Annotated in this window: 14 protein-coding genes and 1 pseudogene; 7 read left to right on the top strand and 8 right to left on the bottom strand. The window is 65.8% G+C overall.

Translation table 11 applies throughout. The features are described 5' to 3' along the window. Positions 1 to 6: 6 nt before the first annotated feature. Entirely contained in the window at positions 7 to 693 is a 687-nt protein-coding gene (locus EB75_RS14205) for a carboxymuconolactone decarboxylase family protein (protein WP_168176040.1), read from the top strand. Here EB75_RS14205 and EB75_RS14200 read toward each other — a convergent pair. The 5 genes and pseudogenes from EB75_RS14200 to EB75_RS14180 form a co-directional block, all read right to left on the bottom strand. After that, entirely contained in the window at positions 648 to 1,067 is a 420-nt protein-coding gene (locus EB75_RS14200; protein WP_073696020.1) for a nuclear transport factor 2 family protein, read from the bottom strand. The genes EB75_RS14205 and EB75_RS14200 overlap by 46 nt on opposite strands. 64 nt (positions 1,068 to 1,131) lie before the next feature. Further along, positions 1,132 to 1,323: pseudogene (locus EB75_RS14195) on the bottom strand (LLM class F420-dependent oxidoreductase); the annotation flags it as partial. Between the two features lie 8 nt (positions 1,324 to 1,331). Beyond that, positions 1,332 to 2,504: a thiolase family protein gene (locus EB75_RS14190; protein WP_073696019.1), complete on the bottom strand. Its 1,173-nt coding sequence runs from the start codon at positions 2,502 to 2,504 to the stop codon at positions 1,332 to 1,334. Positions 2,505 to 2,506: 2 nt separating this feature from the next. Further along, positions 2,507 to 3,568, bottom strand: a complete 1,062-nt coding sequence (locus EB75_RS14185) for a thiolase family protein (protein WP_073696018.1) — start codon at positions 3,566 to 3,568, stop codon at positions 2,507 to 2,509. Between the two features lie 14 nt (positions 3,569 to 3,582). Then, positions 3,583 to 4,584: a Zn-ribbon domain-containing OB-fold protein gene (locus tag EB75_RS14180; RefSeq protein ID WP_073696017.1), complete on the bottom strand. Its 1,002-nt coding sequence runs from the start codon at positions 4,582 to 4,584 to the stop codon at positions 3,583 to 3,585. 58 nt (positions 4,585 to 4,642) lie between these two features. Here EB75_RS14180 and EB75_RS14175 point away from each other — a divergent pair, with 58 nt between their 5' ends. The 4 genes from EB75_RS14175 (at position 4,643) to EB75_RS14160 (ending at position 9,153) form a co-directional block, all read left to right on the top strand. Then, positions 4,643 to 5,674: an LLM class F420-dependent oxidoreductase gene (locus EB75_RS14175; protein ID WP_073696016.1), complete on the top strand. Its 1,032-nt coding sequence runs from the start codon at positions 4,643 to 4,645 to the stop codon at positions 5,672 to 5,674. Between the two features lie 184 nt (positions 5,675 to 5,858). Then, a complete protein-coding gene (locus EB75_RS14170; RefSeq protein WP_073696047.1) occupies positions 5,859 to 6,533 on the top strand; it encodes an acetoacetate decarboxylase family protein in 675 nt (224 codons plus the stop codon). After that, a complete protein-coding gene (locus EB75_RS14165) occupies positions 6,530 to 7,735 on the top strand; it encodes a cytochrome P450 (protein WP_073696015.1) in 1,206 nt (401 codons plus the stop codon). Before EB75_RS14170 ends, EB75_RS14165 begins: the two co-directional genes overlap by 4 nt. A gap of 89 nt (positions 7,736 to 7,824) precedes the next feature. Beyond that, positions 7,825 to 9,153: an MFS transporter gene (locus tag EB75_RS14160; protein ID WP_073696014.1), complete on the top strand. Its 1,329-nt coding sequence runs from the start codon at positions 7,825 to 7,827 to the stop codon at positions 9,151 to 9,153. Here the strand turns inward: EB75_RS14160 and EB75_RS14155 are convergent. Continuing rightward, on the bottom strand, positions 9,150 to 10,349 hold the full coding sequence (locus EB75_RS14155) for a sensor histidine kinase (protein WP_073696013.1): 1,200 nt from the start codon (positions 10,347 to 10,349) through the stop codon (positions 9,150 to 9,152). The two genes, EB75_RS14160 and EB75_RS14155, sit on opposite strands and share 4 nt — an antisense overlap. A gap of 70 nt (positions 10,350 to 10,419) precedes the next feature. Then, positions 10,420 to 11,220: a crotonase/enoyl-CoA hydratase family protein gene (locus EB75_RS14150; RefSeq protein WP_073696012.1), complete on the bottom strand. Its 801-nt coding sequence runs from the start codon at positions 11,218 to 11,220 to the stop codon at positions 10,420 to 10,422. A gap of 69 nt (positions 11,221 to 11,289) precedes the next feature. Between EB75_RS14150 and EB75_RS14145 the strand changes: the two genes are divergently transcribed. Together EB75_RS14145 and EB75_RS14140 are read left to right on the top strand one after the other, a co-directional pair. Further along, positions 11,290 to 12,942: an acyl-CoA synthetase gene (locus EB75_RS14145; RefSeq protein WP_073696011.1), complete on the top strand. Its 1,653-nt coding sequence runs from the start codon at positions 11,290 to 11,292 to the stop codon at positions 12,940 to 12,942. A 13-nt stretch (positions 12,943 to 12,955) separates the two neighbouring features. Beyond that, positions 12,956 to 14,077, top strand: coding sequence for an NAD(P)H-dependent flavin oxidoreductase (locus EB75_RS14140; RefSeq protein WP_073696010.1), 1,122 nt, complete (start codon positions 12,956 to 12,958; stop codon positions 14,075 to 14,077). A 6-nt stretch (positions 14,078 to 14,083) separates the two neighbouring features. Here EB75_RS14140 and EB75_RS14135 read toward each other — a convergent pair whose 3' ends face one another. Beyond that, a complete protein-coding gene (locus tag EB75_RS14135) occupies positions 14,084 to 14,785 on the bottom strand; it encodes an LpqN/LpqT family lipoprotein (RefSeq protein ID WP_073696009.1) in 702 nt (233 codons plus the stop codon). Positions 14,786 to 14,820 lie beyond the last annotated feature (35 nt).

Below are 14,820 nucleotides of genomic sequence, written 5' to 3'. Positions count from 1 at the left end.
ATTCCGATGTCACTGCTGCATGCTCTCCGCCCGACGGACCCACGTCGCGCACCGCGCCAACCCCAGATCACGCTGCCGCCGGGCAATTGGCACGAACTGGATCATCCGCGCCGGATCCCGCCGCTGTCCCGTCCGGAACTGACATGGTGGCAGCGGGCGTTCCTGGCCGCCATCCGGATCGGTGCCGGCGACAGCTACGACTACACCTGTTTCCTGGTGACCGCCAGGCTGGGCCGGGCGTTTCCGCTGCACACCCTGTTCTTCACCCAGCTGCTGCAACACGGCGCAATTGCCCAGGCGGACAACGAATGTGTGGTGGTGCGGGTGGCCTGGCGGATGGGTTGCCAGTACGAGTACGCCCACCACACCCGGATGGCGCTGGAACTGGGCGTCCCGCGGGCGACCGTCGAATCATTGACCAACGAGGACGACCCCGACTGGGCACCTCGGCTGCGGACGCTGCTCGAGGCGGCCGATGAATTGATCGCCACCAAGAACCTGTCGGCGGCCAGGTTCGACGCGCTACGGCGCGAACTCGATGACGATCAGATCTTCCAATTCACCACGCTGGTCGGCCATTACGTGATGGCGAGCATGATGCTCGGGGTGGCGGGCGTCCAGCTGGAGCCGGCCTTCGAGTTGGCCGTTCAGACCGGCCGGGCGGTGGCCGCCGAACGCTCGACCTCCCAGTAGGCACGCAACGCCACCATCTGCCCGGCGGCGTTCACCCGATAGGTGAACACTCCTTCGGTGGTGATCTGATGCCCGCCCATGGTGGTGACGATGCGGCCGATGTTGGCCTCCTCGTCACCACACTGGTAGGTCTGCTCGAAGTGGAAATCCAGCTGGTCGGTCGGGGCAATGGCCTTGTCCCAGAATGCCGCAATGGCTTCCTTGCCGCGATGGCCGGTGCCCTCGGGATCGAAGAACGACGGACCGATCGGGTCCTGCACGATGGCGTCGTCGGCGAACACCGACAGCCACGCCTCTTTGTCCCGGGCGGCCACCGCCGCGCGGGAGCGGCACCCGGCCAGATGTGCGGGGTGATTCGGATCGGTGACGGTCATGTCAGTCCTGCCAGCCGGAGTGGATGTGGATGTCGGCGTACCGCTTGAGCGAATCCTTCTTCTTCTCGACCCACGGCGTCTCGGCGTTCCACATCCGCGAACCATCCGGGGTGTACGGATAGTCCGCGGCCTGGGACTCCATGTAGAACAGCGAGTCCGGCAACGCGATCGCGTCGAACCCGACGTCCTCGGCGGTCTTGGCGATCTCGATGATGTCCTCGATCGGACCCATCGCCACGCTGACGGTGTACTTCATCCTGGGCATCAGGCAGGCTTGTCCGCCGACACCACCCACATCGAGTAGTACTGTGCGCCACCGCCATACGCGTGGCCCAGCGCCTTGCGGGCACCTTCGACCTGGTGGTCGCCGGCCTTGCCCATGACCTGGATGGCCGACTCGGCGAAGCGGATCATGCCCGACGCGCCAATGGGATTGGAGCTCAGCACACCGCCGGAGGCATTGAAGGGGATCCTGCCGCCGATGGCGGTCTCGCCGGCCTCGGTGAGCTTCCAGCCCTCACCTTCCGCGGCGAAGCCCAGGTTCTCCAGCCACATCGGCTCGAACCACGAGAACGGCACATAGACCTCGGCACAGTCGATCTCGTCGATCGGGCTGGTGATGCCGGCGTCGCGCCACAGGGCTGCGGCCGCGTCGCGGCCGGCCTGCGGGTTCACCTGGTCGCGGCCCGAGTAGGCCAGCGGCTCGGTGCGCAGCGCCGTGGCGTGGATCCAGGCCACCGGATGTCCCTCGGCCACGCGGGCGTCGGCTACTTCCTCGTTGCCGATCACCAGGGCTGCGGCGCCGTCCGACGACGGGCAGGTCTCATCGAAACGGATTGGGTCCCACAGCATCTGGGAGGACATCACCTTCTCGACGGTGATATCGGGCTGGTGCAGGTGCGCCAGCGGGTTCTTGGCGCCGTTGAGCCGGTCCTTGACCGCCACCATGGCGCCGATGTGGCTCGGCGCCCCGGAACGACGGATGTAGGCGCGCACGTGCGGCGCGAAGTAACCGCCCGCGCCCGCGCCGACGGGCTTGGTGAACGGCACCGGAATCGACAGCGCCCACATGGCGTTCGACTCCGACTGCTTCTCCCAGGCCATGGTCAGCACCCGGCGGTACTTACCGGACTTGACCAGGCTGGCGGCGACGATCGCGGTCGAGCCACCCACCGAACCGGCGGTGTGCACGCGGATCAGCGGCTTGTTGGTGGCGCCCGTGGCGTCGGCCATGAACAACTCGGGCATCATGACGCCCTCGAAGAAGTCCGGTGCCTTGCCGACGACGACGGCGTCGATATCGGCCATCGTGCAACCGGAATCGGCGAGGGCGCGGTCGATGGCTTCGCGCACCAGGCCGTTCATCGAGACGTCAGAGCGCTTGGCGACGTACTTGGTCTGTCCGGTGCCGAGGACCGCAGCGAGATTCTTGGCCATGGCTACTTACCCTCCAGAACGGCAATCAGATTCTGTTGCAGCGCAGGACCACTCGTGGCGTGCGCCAGCACGCGGTTCGCCGATCCGTTGAAGATGTGCTCGGCGGCGAAGCCGATACGTTCCAGACCGGCCGAGAACATCGGGTTGGCGGCCAGGGCGCCACCGGACGGGTTGATCTTCGTCGACGCACCGAGCCCGATGGCCTCTTTGAGGATCAGCTGCTGGTGGCTGAACGGCGCGTGCAATTCGGCGATGTCGATCGAACCGGCGTCGCCGCCCGTGGCGACCTGCGCCGAAGCGGCAGTCGAGGGCGAGGTCGTCAGGTCCCGCGCACCCAGGACCGGGGTCTCGATACGGTGCTCGAAACCGGTGATCCATGCCGGGTTTTCGCGCAGCTCCCGCGCCTTGTCTGCCGACGCCAGCACGATCGCGGACGCACCGTCGGTGATCGGGGCGATGTCGTGGCGGCGCAGCGGATCGGCGAAGAACGGCCGGTCCAGCAGCTCACTCACGCTGGCGGCCGACTCGAGCCGGTCCACACGCGGCGACGCGGCGAACGAGTCCAGCGCCACCTGCGCCATGTCCTCGGCCGTCCACTTGCCGGCGTCCAGCCCGAAGCGGGCCTGCAGGCCCGCCATCGACACGGCATCGGGCCACAGCGGCGCGACGGTGTACGGGTCGGTCTGCAGGGCCAGCACGCGGCGCAGCGTGCCGGCGCTGCCCTTACCGAAGCCGTAGACCAGCGCGGTGTCGACCTCGCCCGTCAGGATCTTGATGTAGGCCTCGTACAGCGCCCAGGCCGCGTCCATCTCCACGTGCGATTCGTTGATCGGCGGGATGGCGCCGATCGAGTCGATGGCCGAGATGAACGAAAATGCCCGGCCGGCAAGGTAATCCGAGGAACCGGAGCACCAGAATCCGATATCGGCCTGCTTCAGGCCCAACTCGGCGTACAGCTTTTGGAAACACGGCATCAGCATCTCGACGCCGTTGGTGGTGCCGTCGGTGCGGCGCACATGCGGGGCATGCGCGAACCCGACGACCGCTACGTCACTGGAAGTCATTGTGGCAGTTCCCTTTACAGGTGGTGCTTGTACGAGTCGTAGTCGGCGTCAGGTTCGCCGGACGGTTTGAAGTGCGAGATGTTGTCGATGCCCAGGCCCCACTCCTCGCGGGGCTTCCACACCGCCTCCACCCGCATGCCCATCCGGACGTCAGCCGCGTCGATCTCGGTGACCAGGTGCAGGAACGGGATGTCGGCACCGTCGAGCAGCACGTAGGCCGCCACATACGGCGGCTTGATGCGCTGGCCGGCGAACGGGATGTTGATGATCGCGAACGTCGTCACCGTGCCGCGGTCGACCAGCTCGACGAACTCGTCGAGTTCCAGGCCCGTGGCCGGGTCGGCCTCCTTCGGCGGGAACAGCACGGGGCCGGGCTTGCCGTCGCGGCCGACCTTGGTGCGGCCGCCGAGCAGCTTGCCCTCCTGCAGGCCGCGCAGGAACACGGTCTCGGGATGTGAAGCGGTGTGCTGGATTTCGATGGACGACGGCACGACCAGCATCGTCACGGGGTCGCGATGGTCGTCCGGCAACGGCTCCTCTGCGTCTTCCCCGGGAACGAAGTAGGCGATGTCGGTGATCGCGCCGACGGGCTCGTCGACCCACTGGATGCGGACCCGGTCACCGGACTTGAGGGAACCTTCGGGAGCGTCGACCGCGTGCAACAGCGGGGTGTCCGCGCCGTCGAGCTTGATCAGCGCCCAGGCGAAAGGACGCTGCAGGGGCTGGCCCTCCAGGGGCTCGGGCTGCCAGGTCCACGACACCACGGTGCCGACGCTGGAAACCGGAACCACCTCGGTCAGGGCCTCGTACGTGACAGGGTCATACTCGGCGGGCGGGACGTGTACCCGGCCGTCCGACCCGCGGGTGCCGACGACGCGTCGTCCGCGCAGCGCGGTGAAGAACTGACTCAGGACCGGACCGACTGAACGGGTGTAGTCGAATGACAGTTTCAGCGGAGCTGAAAGGGGCGGCTCATGGCCTGCCATCTGGGCTGGGCTGCTTTGGCTAGCGCTCACGGCATCGAGTAGAACAGGTTCTAACAATCGTGGCAAGCATGCGCGGGAAGGCAACGCTATGAAACTCGGTTTGCAGCTCGGATACTGGGGCGCCAAGGCGCCCACCGACCACGCGACACTGGTCGCGGCCGCGGAGGAAGCCGGGTTCGACACCGTCTTCACCGCCGAGGCCTGGGGCTCGGATGCCTACACGCCGCTGGCCTGGTGGGGCCGGGAAACCACGCGTATGCGCCTGGGTACCTCGGTGATCCAGATGTCAGCCCGCACGCCCACGGCGTGCGCCATGGCGGCGCTGACCCTCGACCACCTGTCGGGCGGCCGCCACATCCTGGGCCTCGGCGTCTCGGGACCGCAGGTCGTCGAGGGCTGGTACGGCCAGAAATTCCCGAAGCCGTTGGCCCGCACCCGCGAATACATCGACATCCTGCGCCAGGTCTGGGCCCGCGAAGCCCCGGTGACCAGTGCCGGTCCGCACTACCCGCTGCCGCTCTCGGGGGAGGGCACCACTGGTCTGGGCAAGCCGCTCAAGCCGATCACCCATCCGCTACGCGCGGATATCCCGGTGATGCTCGGCGCCGAAGGGCCCAAGAATGTCGCGCTGGCCGCTGAGATCGCCGACGGCTGGCTGCCGATCTTCTACTCGCCGCGGATCTCCGGCATGTACAACGAATGGCTCGACGAGGGCTTTGCCCGTCCGGGTGCCCGCCGGACCCGCGAGACGTTCGAAATCTGTGCCACCGCGCAGATCATCGTCACTGACGACCGGCCGATGGTCATGGAGATGATGAAGCCGCACCTCGCGCTCTACATGGGTGGCATGGGGTCGGAGGACACCAACTTCCACGCCGAGGTGTACCGCCGCATGGGCTACTCCGAGGTGGTCGACGACGTCACCAAGTTGTTCCGCAGCGACCGCAAAGACGAGGCCGCCAAGGTCATTCCGGACGAGCTGGTCGACGACTCCGCGATCGTCGGCAACCTTGACTACGTCAAGGAGCAGATCAAGGCCTGGGAGGCCTCGGGCGTGACCATGATGGTGGTCGGGGCCAAGTCGGTCGAGCAGATCAACCAGCTGGCTGAATTGGTCTAGTTCGCTCCGCGAACTGTCGTAAAGCTGTCGTTTTGGCACGCCAAGGTGCAGTTTTGCGCCTGCTCGCAAACAGCGCAGTAGACACTTATTGCAAAGTGTCTAGAACCTGTTCTAGATTTGTGCTGTGACTGACGCCACCGGGTCTACGCCCTCGCAACACACCATTGCGGGCACCGTGCTGACCATGCCGGTGCGCGTTCGCAAAGCGACGCAGCACATGGCGATGTTTTCGGTCGACGCCGATGCTGCGCAACGCATGATCGACTACAGCGGCCTGCAGGTGTGCCAGTATCGCCCGCGCCGGGCGGTGGCAGTGCTGACGTTGATGCACTTCGTTGACGGCGACCTTGGCCAGTATCACGAATACTCCACCAATGTCATGGTGAACCCGCCGGGATCGAACGCGTCGGGCCTGCGGGCCCTGCAGTCGGCCGGAGCGTTCGTCCATCACATGCCCGTAGACCAGGCCTTCACCCTCGAGGCCGGCCGGAACATCTGGGGCTACCCAAAGGTGATGGCGGACTTCAACCTTCGGGGTGGCAAGAACTTCGGCTTCGACGTCACCATCGATGGCCAATTCGCTGTCGGGATGGATTTCCGGCCAGGATTCCCGGTGCCCGCGCCGTCCAAACCGCAACAGTCGCCGACGTACTCGCATCTCGATGGCATCACCCGGGAGACTGCGGGCGTATGGCTGCCGTCCGGTGTGCGGTACCGGCCTGGCGGCGTGACGGTGCGCCTGGGTGACCACCCGTATGCCCGCGAACTCGCGGCGCTCGGATTGCCGAAACGCGCCATGCTTTCCGGTTCCGCTGACAACGTAGACATGACCTTCGCCGATGCTCAGGAGATCAAGTGACAAGTGTTATCACCCGCCCCGACGTTGACCTGGCCGACGGCCGGTTCTATGCCGACCGGGCAGCTGCACACGAGGCCTACCGCTGGATGCGGGCCAACGAGCCGGTGTTCCGCGACCGCAACGGACAGGCCGCGGTGACGACGTACCAGTCTGTGCTCGACGCCGAGCGCAACGCCGAGCTGTTCTCCAACGCCGGCGGTATCCGTCCCGACCAGCCGGGTATGCCCTACATGATCGACATGGACGACCCGGCGCACCTGGTGCGCCGCAAGCTCGTCAACGCCGGTTTCACCCGCAAGCGCGTCATGGACAAGGTGCCGTCCATCGGGCGCCTGGTCGACGCGCTGATCGACAACGTCTGTGAGAAGGGCGAGGCCGACTTCGTCAACGATCTGGCCGCTCCGCTGCCCATGGCCGTCATCGGCGACATGCTCGGTGTGGTGCCCGATGAGCGCGAGATGCTGCTCAACTGGTCCGACGAGTTGGTGTCGGGGCTGTCGTCGCACCTGGACGAATCGTCGATCCAGAAACTGATGGAAACCTTTGCGGCATATACCGCTTTCACGATGGACGTCATCAAGGACCGCCGGGCGAACCCGACCGACGACCTCTTTTCGGTGTTCATCAACTCCGAGGTCGAAGGTCAGCGCCTGAGCGACGACGAGATCGTCATGGAGACGCTGCTGATCCTGATCGGCGGCGACGAGACCACGCGGCACACGCTGTCCGGCGGCACCGAGCAGCTGATGCGCAACCGCGACCAGTGGGACCGGCTCGTGGCCGACCCGTCGCTGATGCCCAGTGCCATCGAGGAGATGCTGCGTTGGACCTCGCCGATCAAGAACATGTGTCGCACGCTGACCGCTGACACCGTGTTCTACGGCACCGAGCTGAAAAAAGACGAGAAGGTCATGCTGATGTTCGAGTCGGCGAACTTCGACGGCGAGCAGTTCGAGAACCCCGACGAGTTCCACATCGACCGGAATCCCAACAGCCACTTGGCTTTCGGTTTCGGTACCCACTTCTGCATGGGCAACCAGCTGGCCCGCCTCGAGCTGCGCCTGATGACCGAGCGGCTGCTGCAGCGCCTGCCCGATCTCCGCTTGGCCGAGGGTGCGGAGATCCCGCTGCGCGCCGCCAACTTCGTCAGCGGCCCCGAGGCCATGCCGGTGGTGTTCACTCCGACGGCGCGGGTGCTGTAGCGCCGGTTCGCGGGTCCAATGTGAGGATTGTGCAAGGAATCGGCAGGTTTTGGGGTGCGGTGTAGCGTCTGCCGTCGATGATTGGCCGTATGACCACAACGATGATCCCGTCGAGCAAGGCGGAGAACCGCCGCGCGATCTGGAACACCATCCGGGGATCCTCGGGCAACCTGGTGGAGTGGTACGACGTCTACGTCTACACGGTGTTCGCCACCTACTTCGAGAAGCAGTTCTTCGATGAGGCCGACCAGAATTCGACGATCTACGTCTACGCGATCTTCGCCGTCACCTTCCTGACCAGGCCGGTGGGCTCGTGGTTCTTCGGCCGGTACGCCGACCGTCGGGGCCGTCGGGCCGCACTGACGTTCAGCGTGTCACTGATGGCGTTGTGCTCCATGGTGATTGCGCTGGTGCCCGGGCGGGCGACCATCGGGGCGGCCGCGCCGGTCGTGCTCATCCTGTGCCGGCTGGTGCAGGGCTTTGCCACCGGCGGCGAATACGGCACGTCGGCGACGTACATGTCAGAAGCGGCGACGCGCGAGCGCCGGGGCTTCTTCTCGTCGTTCCAATACGTGACACTGGTCGGCGGGCACGTGCTGGCACAGTTCACCCTGCTGATCATCCTGACCGTGCTCACCAAAGCTCAGGTACACGAATTCGGTTGGCGCATAGGCTTTGCCATCGGTGGCGTCGCAGCCGTGGTGGTGTTCTGGTTGCGGCGGTCCATGGACGAGTCGCTGTCCGAGGAGCAGCTGGCGGCCATCAAAGCCGGCAAGGACACCGGTGCGGGCTCGCTACGCGAACTGTTCACCAAATACCGGGCGTCACTGTGGGTGTGCTTCCTGATCACCCTCGGCGGCACCGTGGCGTTCTACACCTACAGCGTCAATGGCCCGACGATCGTCAAGACGACGTACAAGGACCAGGCCATGACGGCCACGTGGATCAACCTGGCCGGGCTCATCTTCCTGATGCTGTTGCAGCCGATCGGCGGGATCATCAGCGACAAGGTGGGGCGCAAACCGCTGCTGGTGTTCTTCGGCGTCGGCGGTCTGCTCTACACCTACATACTGATCACCTATCTGCCACAGACACATTCACCGATCGTGTCGTTCCTCTTGCTGGCGGTCGCATACGTCATCCTGACGGGCTACACGTCGATCAACGCGCTCGTGAAGTCCGAACTGTTCCCATCGCACATCCGCGCACTCGGCGTGGGAGTTGGGTATGCGATGGCCAATTCGATCTTCGCCGGAACATCGCCGGTGATCTACCAAGCTCTGAAGGCGCGGGGCGAGGTGCCGTTGTTCATCGGCTACGTGACGGTGTGCATCGCGATATCGCTTGCGGTGTACGTCTTCGTCCTGAAGAACAAGTCCATCACCTACCTGGACCGCGAACAGGGCGCGGCGTTCTAGCTGGGCGACGCCGGCACCGCCATCGAGATGACGGTCCCGGGCGACCCCGTGACGGTGAATTGGCCGCCGGTGGCCAGCACCTTGGTGCAGATGGACGCGAACCCGATGTGACCGTCCTCGACGCTCTGCGCGAGCCGGTCCGCAGGGATGCCGACACCGTCGTCGGCGACGCGTAGTTCGGCCCGATTTCCGTTGTGGGCCAGCGTGAATCGCAGGTTGTCGGCGTTCGCATGTTTGATCGCGTTGGTCGAGAACTCGCGGGCCGCGCTGTAGAGCAGATGATCGGCGTCGGTGCGCAGGGTGTCGGGCCAGCCGTCGGCATCCAGGTGGACCGAGAGGTTGGTCCGCGCGGCGATGCCGTCGGCGAGCGCGGTGATCGCGGCCTTGAGGCCGGAGCGCGCCAGCACCTCGGGATGTAGTTCGCGCACCACGTCGCGCAGCAGCCGGGAGGATTCCGCGAGCGCGAAGTCGACGCGGTCCATGCCCTCGACCGAACCGTCGCGGACGTCCTCCATGTCGTGCCGGGCCACCAGGACGTACTGCAGCGCCCCGTCGTGCAGGCGCTCCGAAAGTGATTGGCGTTCCCGCTTCTCCAGGCTGATCACCTCTTCGAGCAAGCGGGTCCGTTCCTGGGCCAGGCCGGCGATGGTCCGGGTCCTGGATTGCTGAATCCACGACAGTGCGACCGACCCGGCGGCCAGGCCGAACACGATGGCGGTCCGCAGCAGGATCGAGCCCCAGGGCTCGTTGCCATTGGCTTCCCGGTCGATCCAGTTCACGATGAAGAACGTGCCGATGGTGGGGATCGCGATCATGGCGCTGACGGCGGGATCGAGCTGGGCCGCCGCGATCAGCGGGATCAGGAACAGCCCGTGCTGCATGACGTCGGAGGTCCAGGTTTCCGGCGAACTGAGTCCGCTGTCCACTGAAATCACTGCCACCACAGTCAAATCCGCGCACAGCATCAGCAGCGCCACCGCGCGCTGCCTGCGCCGGCCGGATTGATCTGCCGAGCGTCGCGCCCACCAGCCCCACGCCCCGACCAGTGCGACGTAGCCGGCGAAGATGCCCCAGTGCAGGCGCAGGTTCGCGTTCGGTGGCTCCAGAATCAGGCCGAACCCGATGAACACCGCCAGCAGGGTCCGCAGCGCGAACTGCAGGAGCAGACCCCGCAACAGCGAGGCGTCTTCGTGCATGCCCGGCTCCTTTTTGATTTGTGCACGATTTTCCGCGATGGCCGCGAAAAATCGTGCACAAATCGCGCAGTCAGCGCATCTTGAACTGCGGCGCGCGCTTCTCCTTGAACGCCAGCGGGCCTTCTTTGGAGTCCTCGGACAGGAACACCGGGATGCCGTTGGCGGTGTCGGGCTTGAAGGCGTCCAGCTCGTGCATGCCCTCGGTCTCGCGGATGGTCTTCAGGATGGCCTGCACCGCCAGCGGGCCGTTGTTGTTGATCACCTCGGCGATCTCGAGGGCCTTCTCCAGCGCGGTGCCGTCCGGAACCACATAGCCGATCAGCCCGTAGTCCAGGGCCTGCTGCGCGGTGATGTGGCGGCCGGTCAGCAGCATGTCGCACGCGATGGTGTACGGAATCTGGCGCACCAGGCGCACCGCCGAGCCGCCCATGGGGTACAGGCTCCACTTCGCCTCTGAGATGCCGAACTTGGCGCTCTCCCCGGCGACGCGGATGTCGGTGCCCTGCAGGATCTCGGTGCCGCCGGCGATGGCCGGGCCCTCGACCGCGGCGATCAGCGGCTTGGTCAGGCGGCGGCCCTTGAGCAGACCGTCGATGCGCGACGGGTCGTAGCTGCCGTCCTTGAACGAGTCGCCCGGCGGCTTCTTGGTGGCGCCCTTGAGGTCCATACCGGCGCAGAAGTAGCCGCCGGCGCCGGTGAGGATGCAGGTGCGGATCTCCGGATCGCTGTCGACGCGGTCCCAGGCTTCGACCATTATCGAGAGCATCTCGCCAGAAAGCGCGTTGCGGGCCTCGGGCCGGTTCAAGGTGACGATCAGCGTGTGTCCGCGCTGCTCAATAAGGGCGTCGGGGCCTTTTTCGGGCTCGCTCACAGGTGCCTTCCTCCGGGCTCGAGAACGTTAGACTTGTCACAAAATGTAACACGTTCTAGTTTATGTAACGTGGCTCTGAACATCGCAGATCTCGCCGAGCACGCCATCGATGCTGTGCCGGACCGCGTCGCACTGATTTGTGGCGACGAACAGCTGACCTATGCCCAGCTGGAGGAAAAGGCCAACCGGCTGGCCCACTACCTCCAGTCGCAAGGTGTGAAGAAGGACGACAAGGTTGGGCTGTACTGCCGCAACCGCATCGAGATCGTGATCGGCATGCTCGGCATCGTCAAAGCCGGCGCCATCCTGGTCAACGTCAACTTCCGCTACGTCGAGGGCGAACTGAAGTACCTGTTCGAGAACTCGGACATGGTGGCCGTCATCCACGAGCGCCAGTACTCCGACCGGGTCGCGAACGTGCTGCCCGAGCTGCCGCTGCTGAAGACCAAGCTGGTGGTCGAAGACGGCAGCGACCTGGATTACCAGCGGTACGGCGGCGTCGAGTTCTACTCCGCCATCGCCGACAGCTCGCCCGAGCGCGACTTCGGCCCGCGCAGCGAGGACGACATCTACCTGCTGTACACCGGTGGCACCACCGGCTTCCCCAAGGGCGTCATGTGGCGCCACGAGGACATCTACCGGGTGCTGTTCGGCGGCACCGACTTCGCCACCGGCGAGCCCATCGCCGACGAATACGATCTGTCCAAGCAGGCTGCCACCAACCCGCCGATGATCCGGCTCCCCATCCCGCCGATGATCCACGGCGCAACGCAGTCGGCCACCTGGATGGCCATGTTCACCGGCCACACCGTGGTGCTGATGCCGGAGTTCGACGCCGACGCCGCGTGGCGAATGATCCACGAACACAAGGTGAATCTGCTGTTCTTCACCGGCGACGCCATGGCGCGGCCGCTGCTGGACGCGCTGCTCGCGCACCAGGACGCCGGCAACGAGTACGACCTTTCGAGCCTGTTCCTGCTGGCCAGCACCGCCGCGCTGTTCTCGACGAGCCTCAAGGAGAAGTTCCTCGAGCTGCTGCCGAACCGGATCATCACCGACTCGATCGGCTCGTCGGAGACCGGCTTCGGTGGCACCAGCATCGTGGCGAAGGGCCAGTCGCACACCGGCGGCCCGCGCGTCACCATCGACAAGAACACCAAGGTCCTCGACGAGGACGGCAACGAGGTCGTGCCGGGTTCGGGCGTGCGCGGCATCATCGCCAAGTGCGGGCACATCCCGGTCGGCTACTTCAAGGACGAGAAGAAGACCGCGGAAACCTTCAAGACCATCAACGGTGTTCGCTACGCCATCCCCGGTGACTTCGCTGAGGTCGAGGCCGACGGCAGCGTGACGATGCTGGGCCGCGGCTCGGTGTCGATCAACTCCGGCGGCGAGAAGATCTACCCCGAAGAGGTCGAGGCCGCACTCAAGGGGCACCCGGATGTGTTCGACGCCTTGGTCGTCGGCGTTCCGGACCCGCGCTTCGGCCAGCACGTCGCGGCCGTCGTACAGCCGCGCGAGGGCACCAAGCCGGCGCTGGCCGACCTGGATGCGTTCGTGCGCAGCGAGATCGCCGGCTACAAGGTGCCGCGCAGCCTGTGGCTGGTCGACGAGGTCAAGCGGTCCCCGGCCGGTAAGCCCGACTACCGCTGGGCCAAGGAGCAGACCGAGGCGCGTCCCGCCGATGAGGTGCACGCGAAACACGCAGGCGCACAAGCCTAGTCAGGAACGAGAGATGAAAACCGAACTCTGCGAACGCTTCGGGATCGAATACCCGATCTTCGTCTTCACGCCGTCGGAGAAGGTGGCCGCGGCCGTGACCCGCGCCGGCGGCATGGGCGTGCTGGGTTGCGTCCGGTTCAACGACGCCGACGACCTCGAGAACGTCCTGCAGTGGATGGACGCCAACACCGAAGGCAAGCCCTACGGCGTCGACATCGTGATGCCGGCCAAGGTGCCCACCGAGGGCACCAGCGTCGACATCGACAAACTGATCCCGCAGTCGCACAAGGACTTCGTCGCCAAGACCCTCGCCGATCTCGGCGTGCCGCCGCTGCCGGCGGACGAAGAGAAGAACGAAGGCGTGCTCGGCTGGCTGCACTCGGTGGCGCGCAGCCACGTCGAGGTGGCGCTCAAGCACCCGATCAAGCTGATCGCCAACGCCCTCGGTTCGCCGCCGAAGGACGTCATCGACCAGGCGCACGCCGCCGGGGTTCCGGTGGCCGCCCTGGCCGGCTCGGCCAAGCACGCGGCGCGGCACGTCGAGAACGGCGTCGACATCGTCGTCGCACAGGGGCATGAGGCCGGTGGTCACACCGGTGAGATCGGCTCCATGGTGTTGTGGCCGGAAATTGTTGATGCCCTTGATGGTTCGGCCCCGGTGCTCGCCGCGGGTGGCATCGGCACGGGTCGGCAGCTGGCCGCCGCGCTGGCACTGGGTGCGCAGGGCGTCTGGATGGGCTCAGCGTTCCTGACCTCGGCCGAGTACGACCTCGGCGTGCGCCTGGAGTCGGGCGTTTCGGTTGTGCAGCAGGCGATGCTGAACGCGACCTCGGCCGACACCGTCCGCCGCAAGATTTACACCGGCAAGCCGGCGCGGCTGCTCAAGAGCCGCTGGACCGACGCCTGGGACGCCGAGGGTGCGCCCGATCCGCTGCCCATGCCGTTGCAGAACATCTTGGTCAGCGAGGCGCATCAGCGGATGAACGAGTCCACCGATCCGACCGCGGTCGCGATGCCGGTCGGTCAGATCGTCGGCCGGATGAACGAGATCCGCCCGGTCGAGGTCATCATCGCCGAACTGGTCGCCGAGTTCGAGGCAGCCACCAAGCGCCTGGATGCCATCCGCGACAACTGATCCCGGCTACGGGGTGATGGTGACCTGGCGGGCGACCGCATCTGTGGCTGCCTGGACGATGGGCGTCTGCTCGGCTGAGCCGTCCGAATTCAGTTGCAGCACATAGGTTGCGCCGTTCGCCGGGAAGATCACCGTCTGTTGCGCGACGAACTTGGTCTTGCCGTCGGAAACCCAGGTGCCGGAGATCCGATAGGCGGGGTAGCTGCGCACCTTGGTTTCCGTGCCGGGCCCTGACGGGGTGAATCCCGGCAGGTTCTGGATTTCCCCGGGGGCGGTGGCCATCAGGGCCTTGGCGTCGACATCACCGGGCAGCTTCGACAGCAGGGCGATCACGCTGGGGGGGTAGTCCTTCGGGTCGACGGGCCCGTTGTAGACGATCGAGTCATAGGCCCAGGGCGGATTGTCGTCGCCCGAAGACCTCCAGCCGGTCGGCTTCGGCAACTCCACCTTGGGTTCGCCGTCGTCGGTGCGGTGCACCTGCTTCTCGGGGATCTTGTGGTCCTTGATGTAGCTGGCGATGGTCGGATTGGGGCCGTCATCGGCCTTGTCGCTGCCCGCATCCGGACCGGGTGTCGCCGCTGTCGCGGCGGCGCTGGTCGGGTTGTTGCCGGACGACGCACTCGCATCTTTTCCGGAGTCGCAACCGGCCAGCACCACAGACAGTGCGGTCGCCGCCGCGACGAGGCCGGTGATCGCGGACGTTCTCATACGGCCGAGACTAATCGACAATGCTCGCGATCCAC

The organism is Mycobacterium sp. ST-F2, assembly GCF_001905655.1.
Lineage (GTDB): Bacteria > Actinomycetota > Actinomycetes > Mycobacteriales > Mycobacteriaceae > Mycobacterium.
This window is presented reverse-complemented; position numbering and strand designations above follow the sequence as displayed.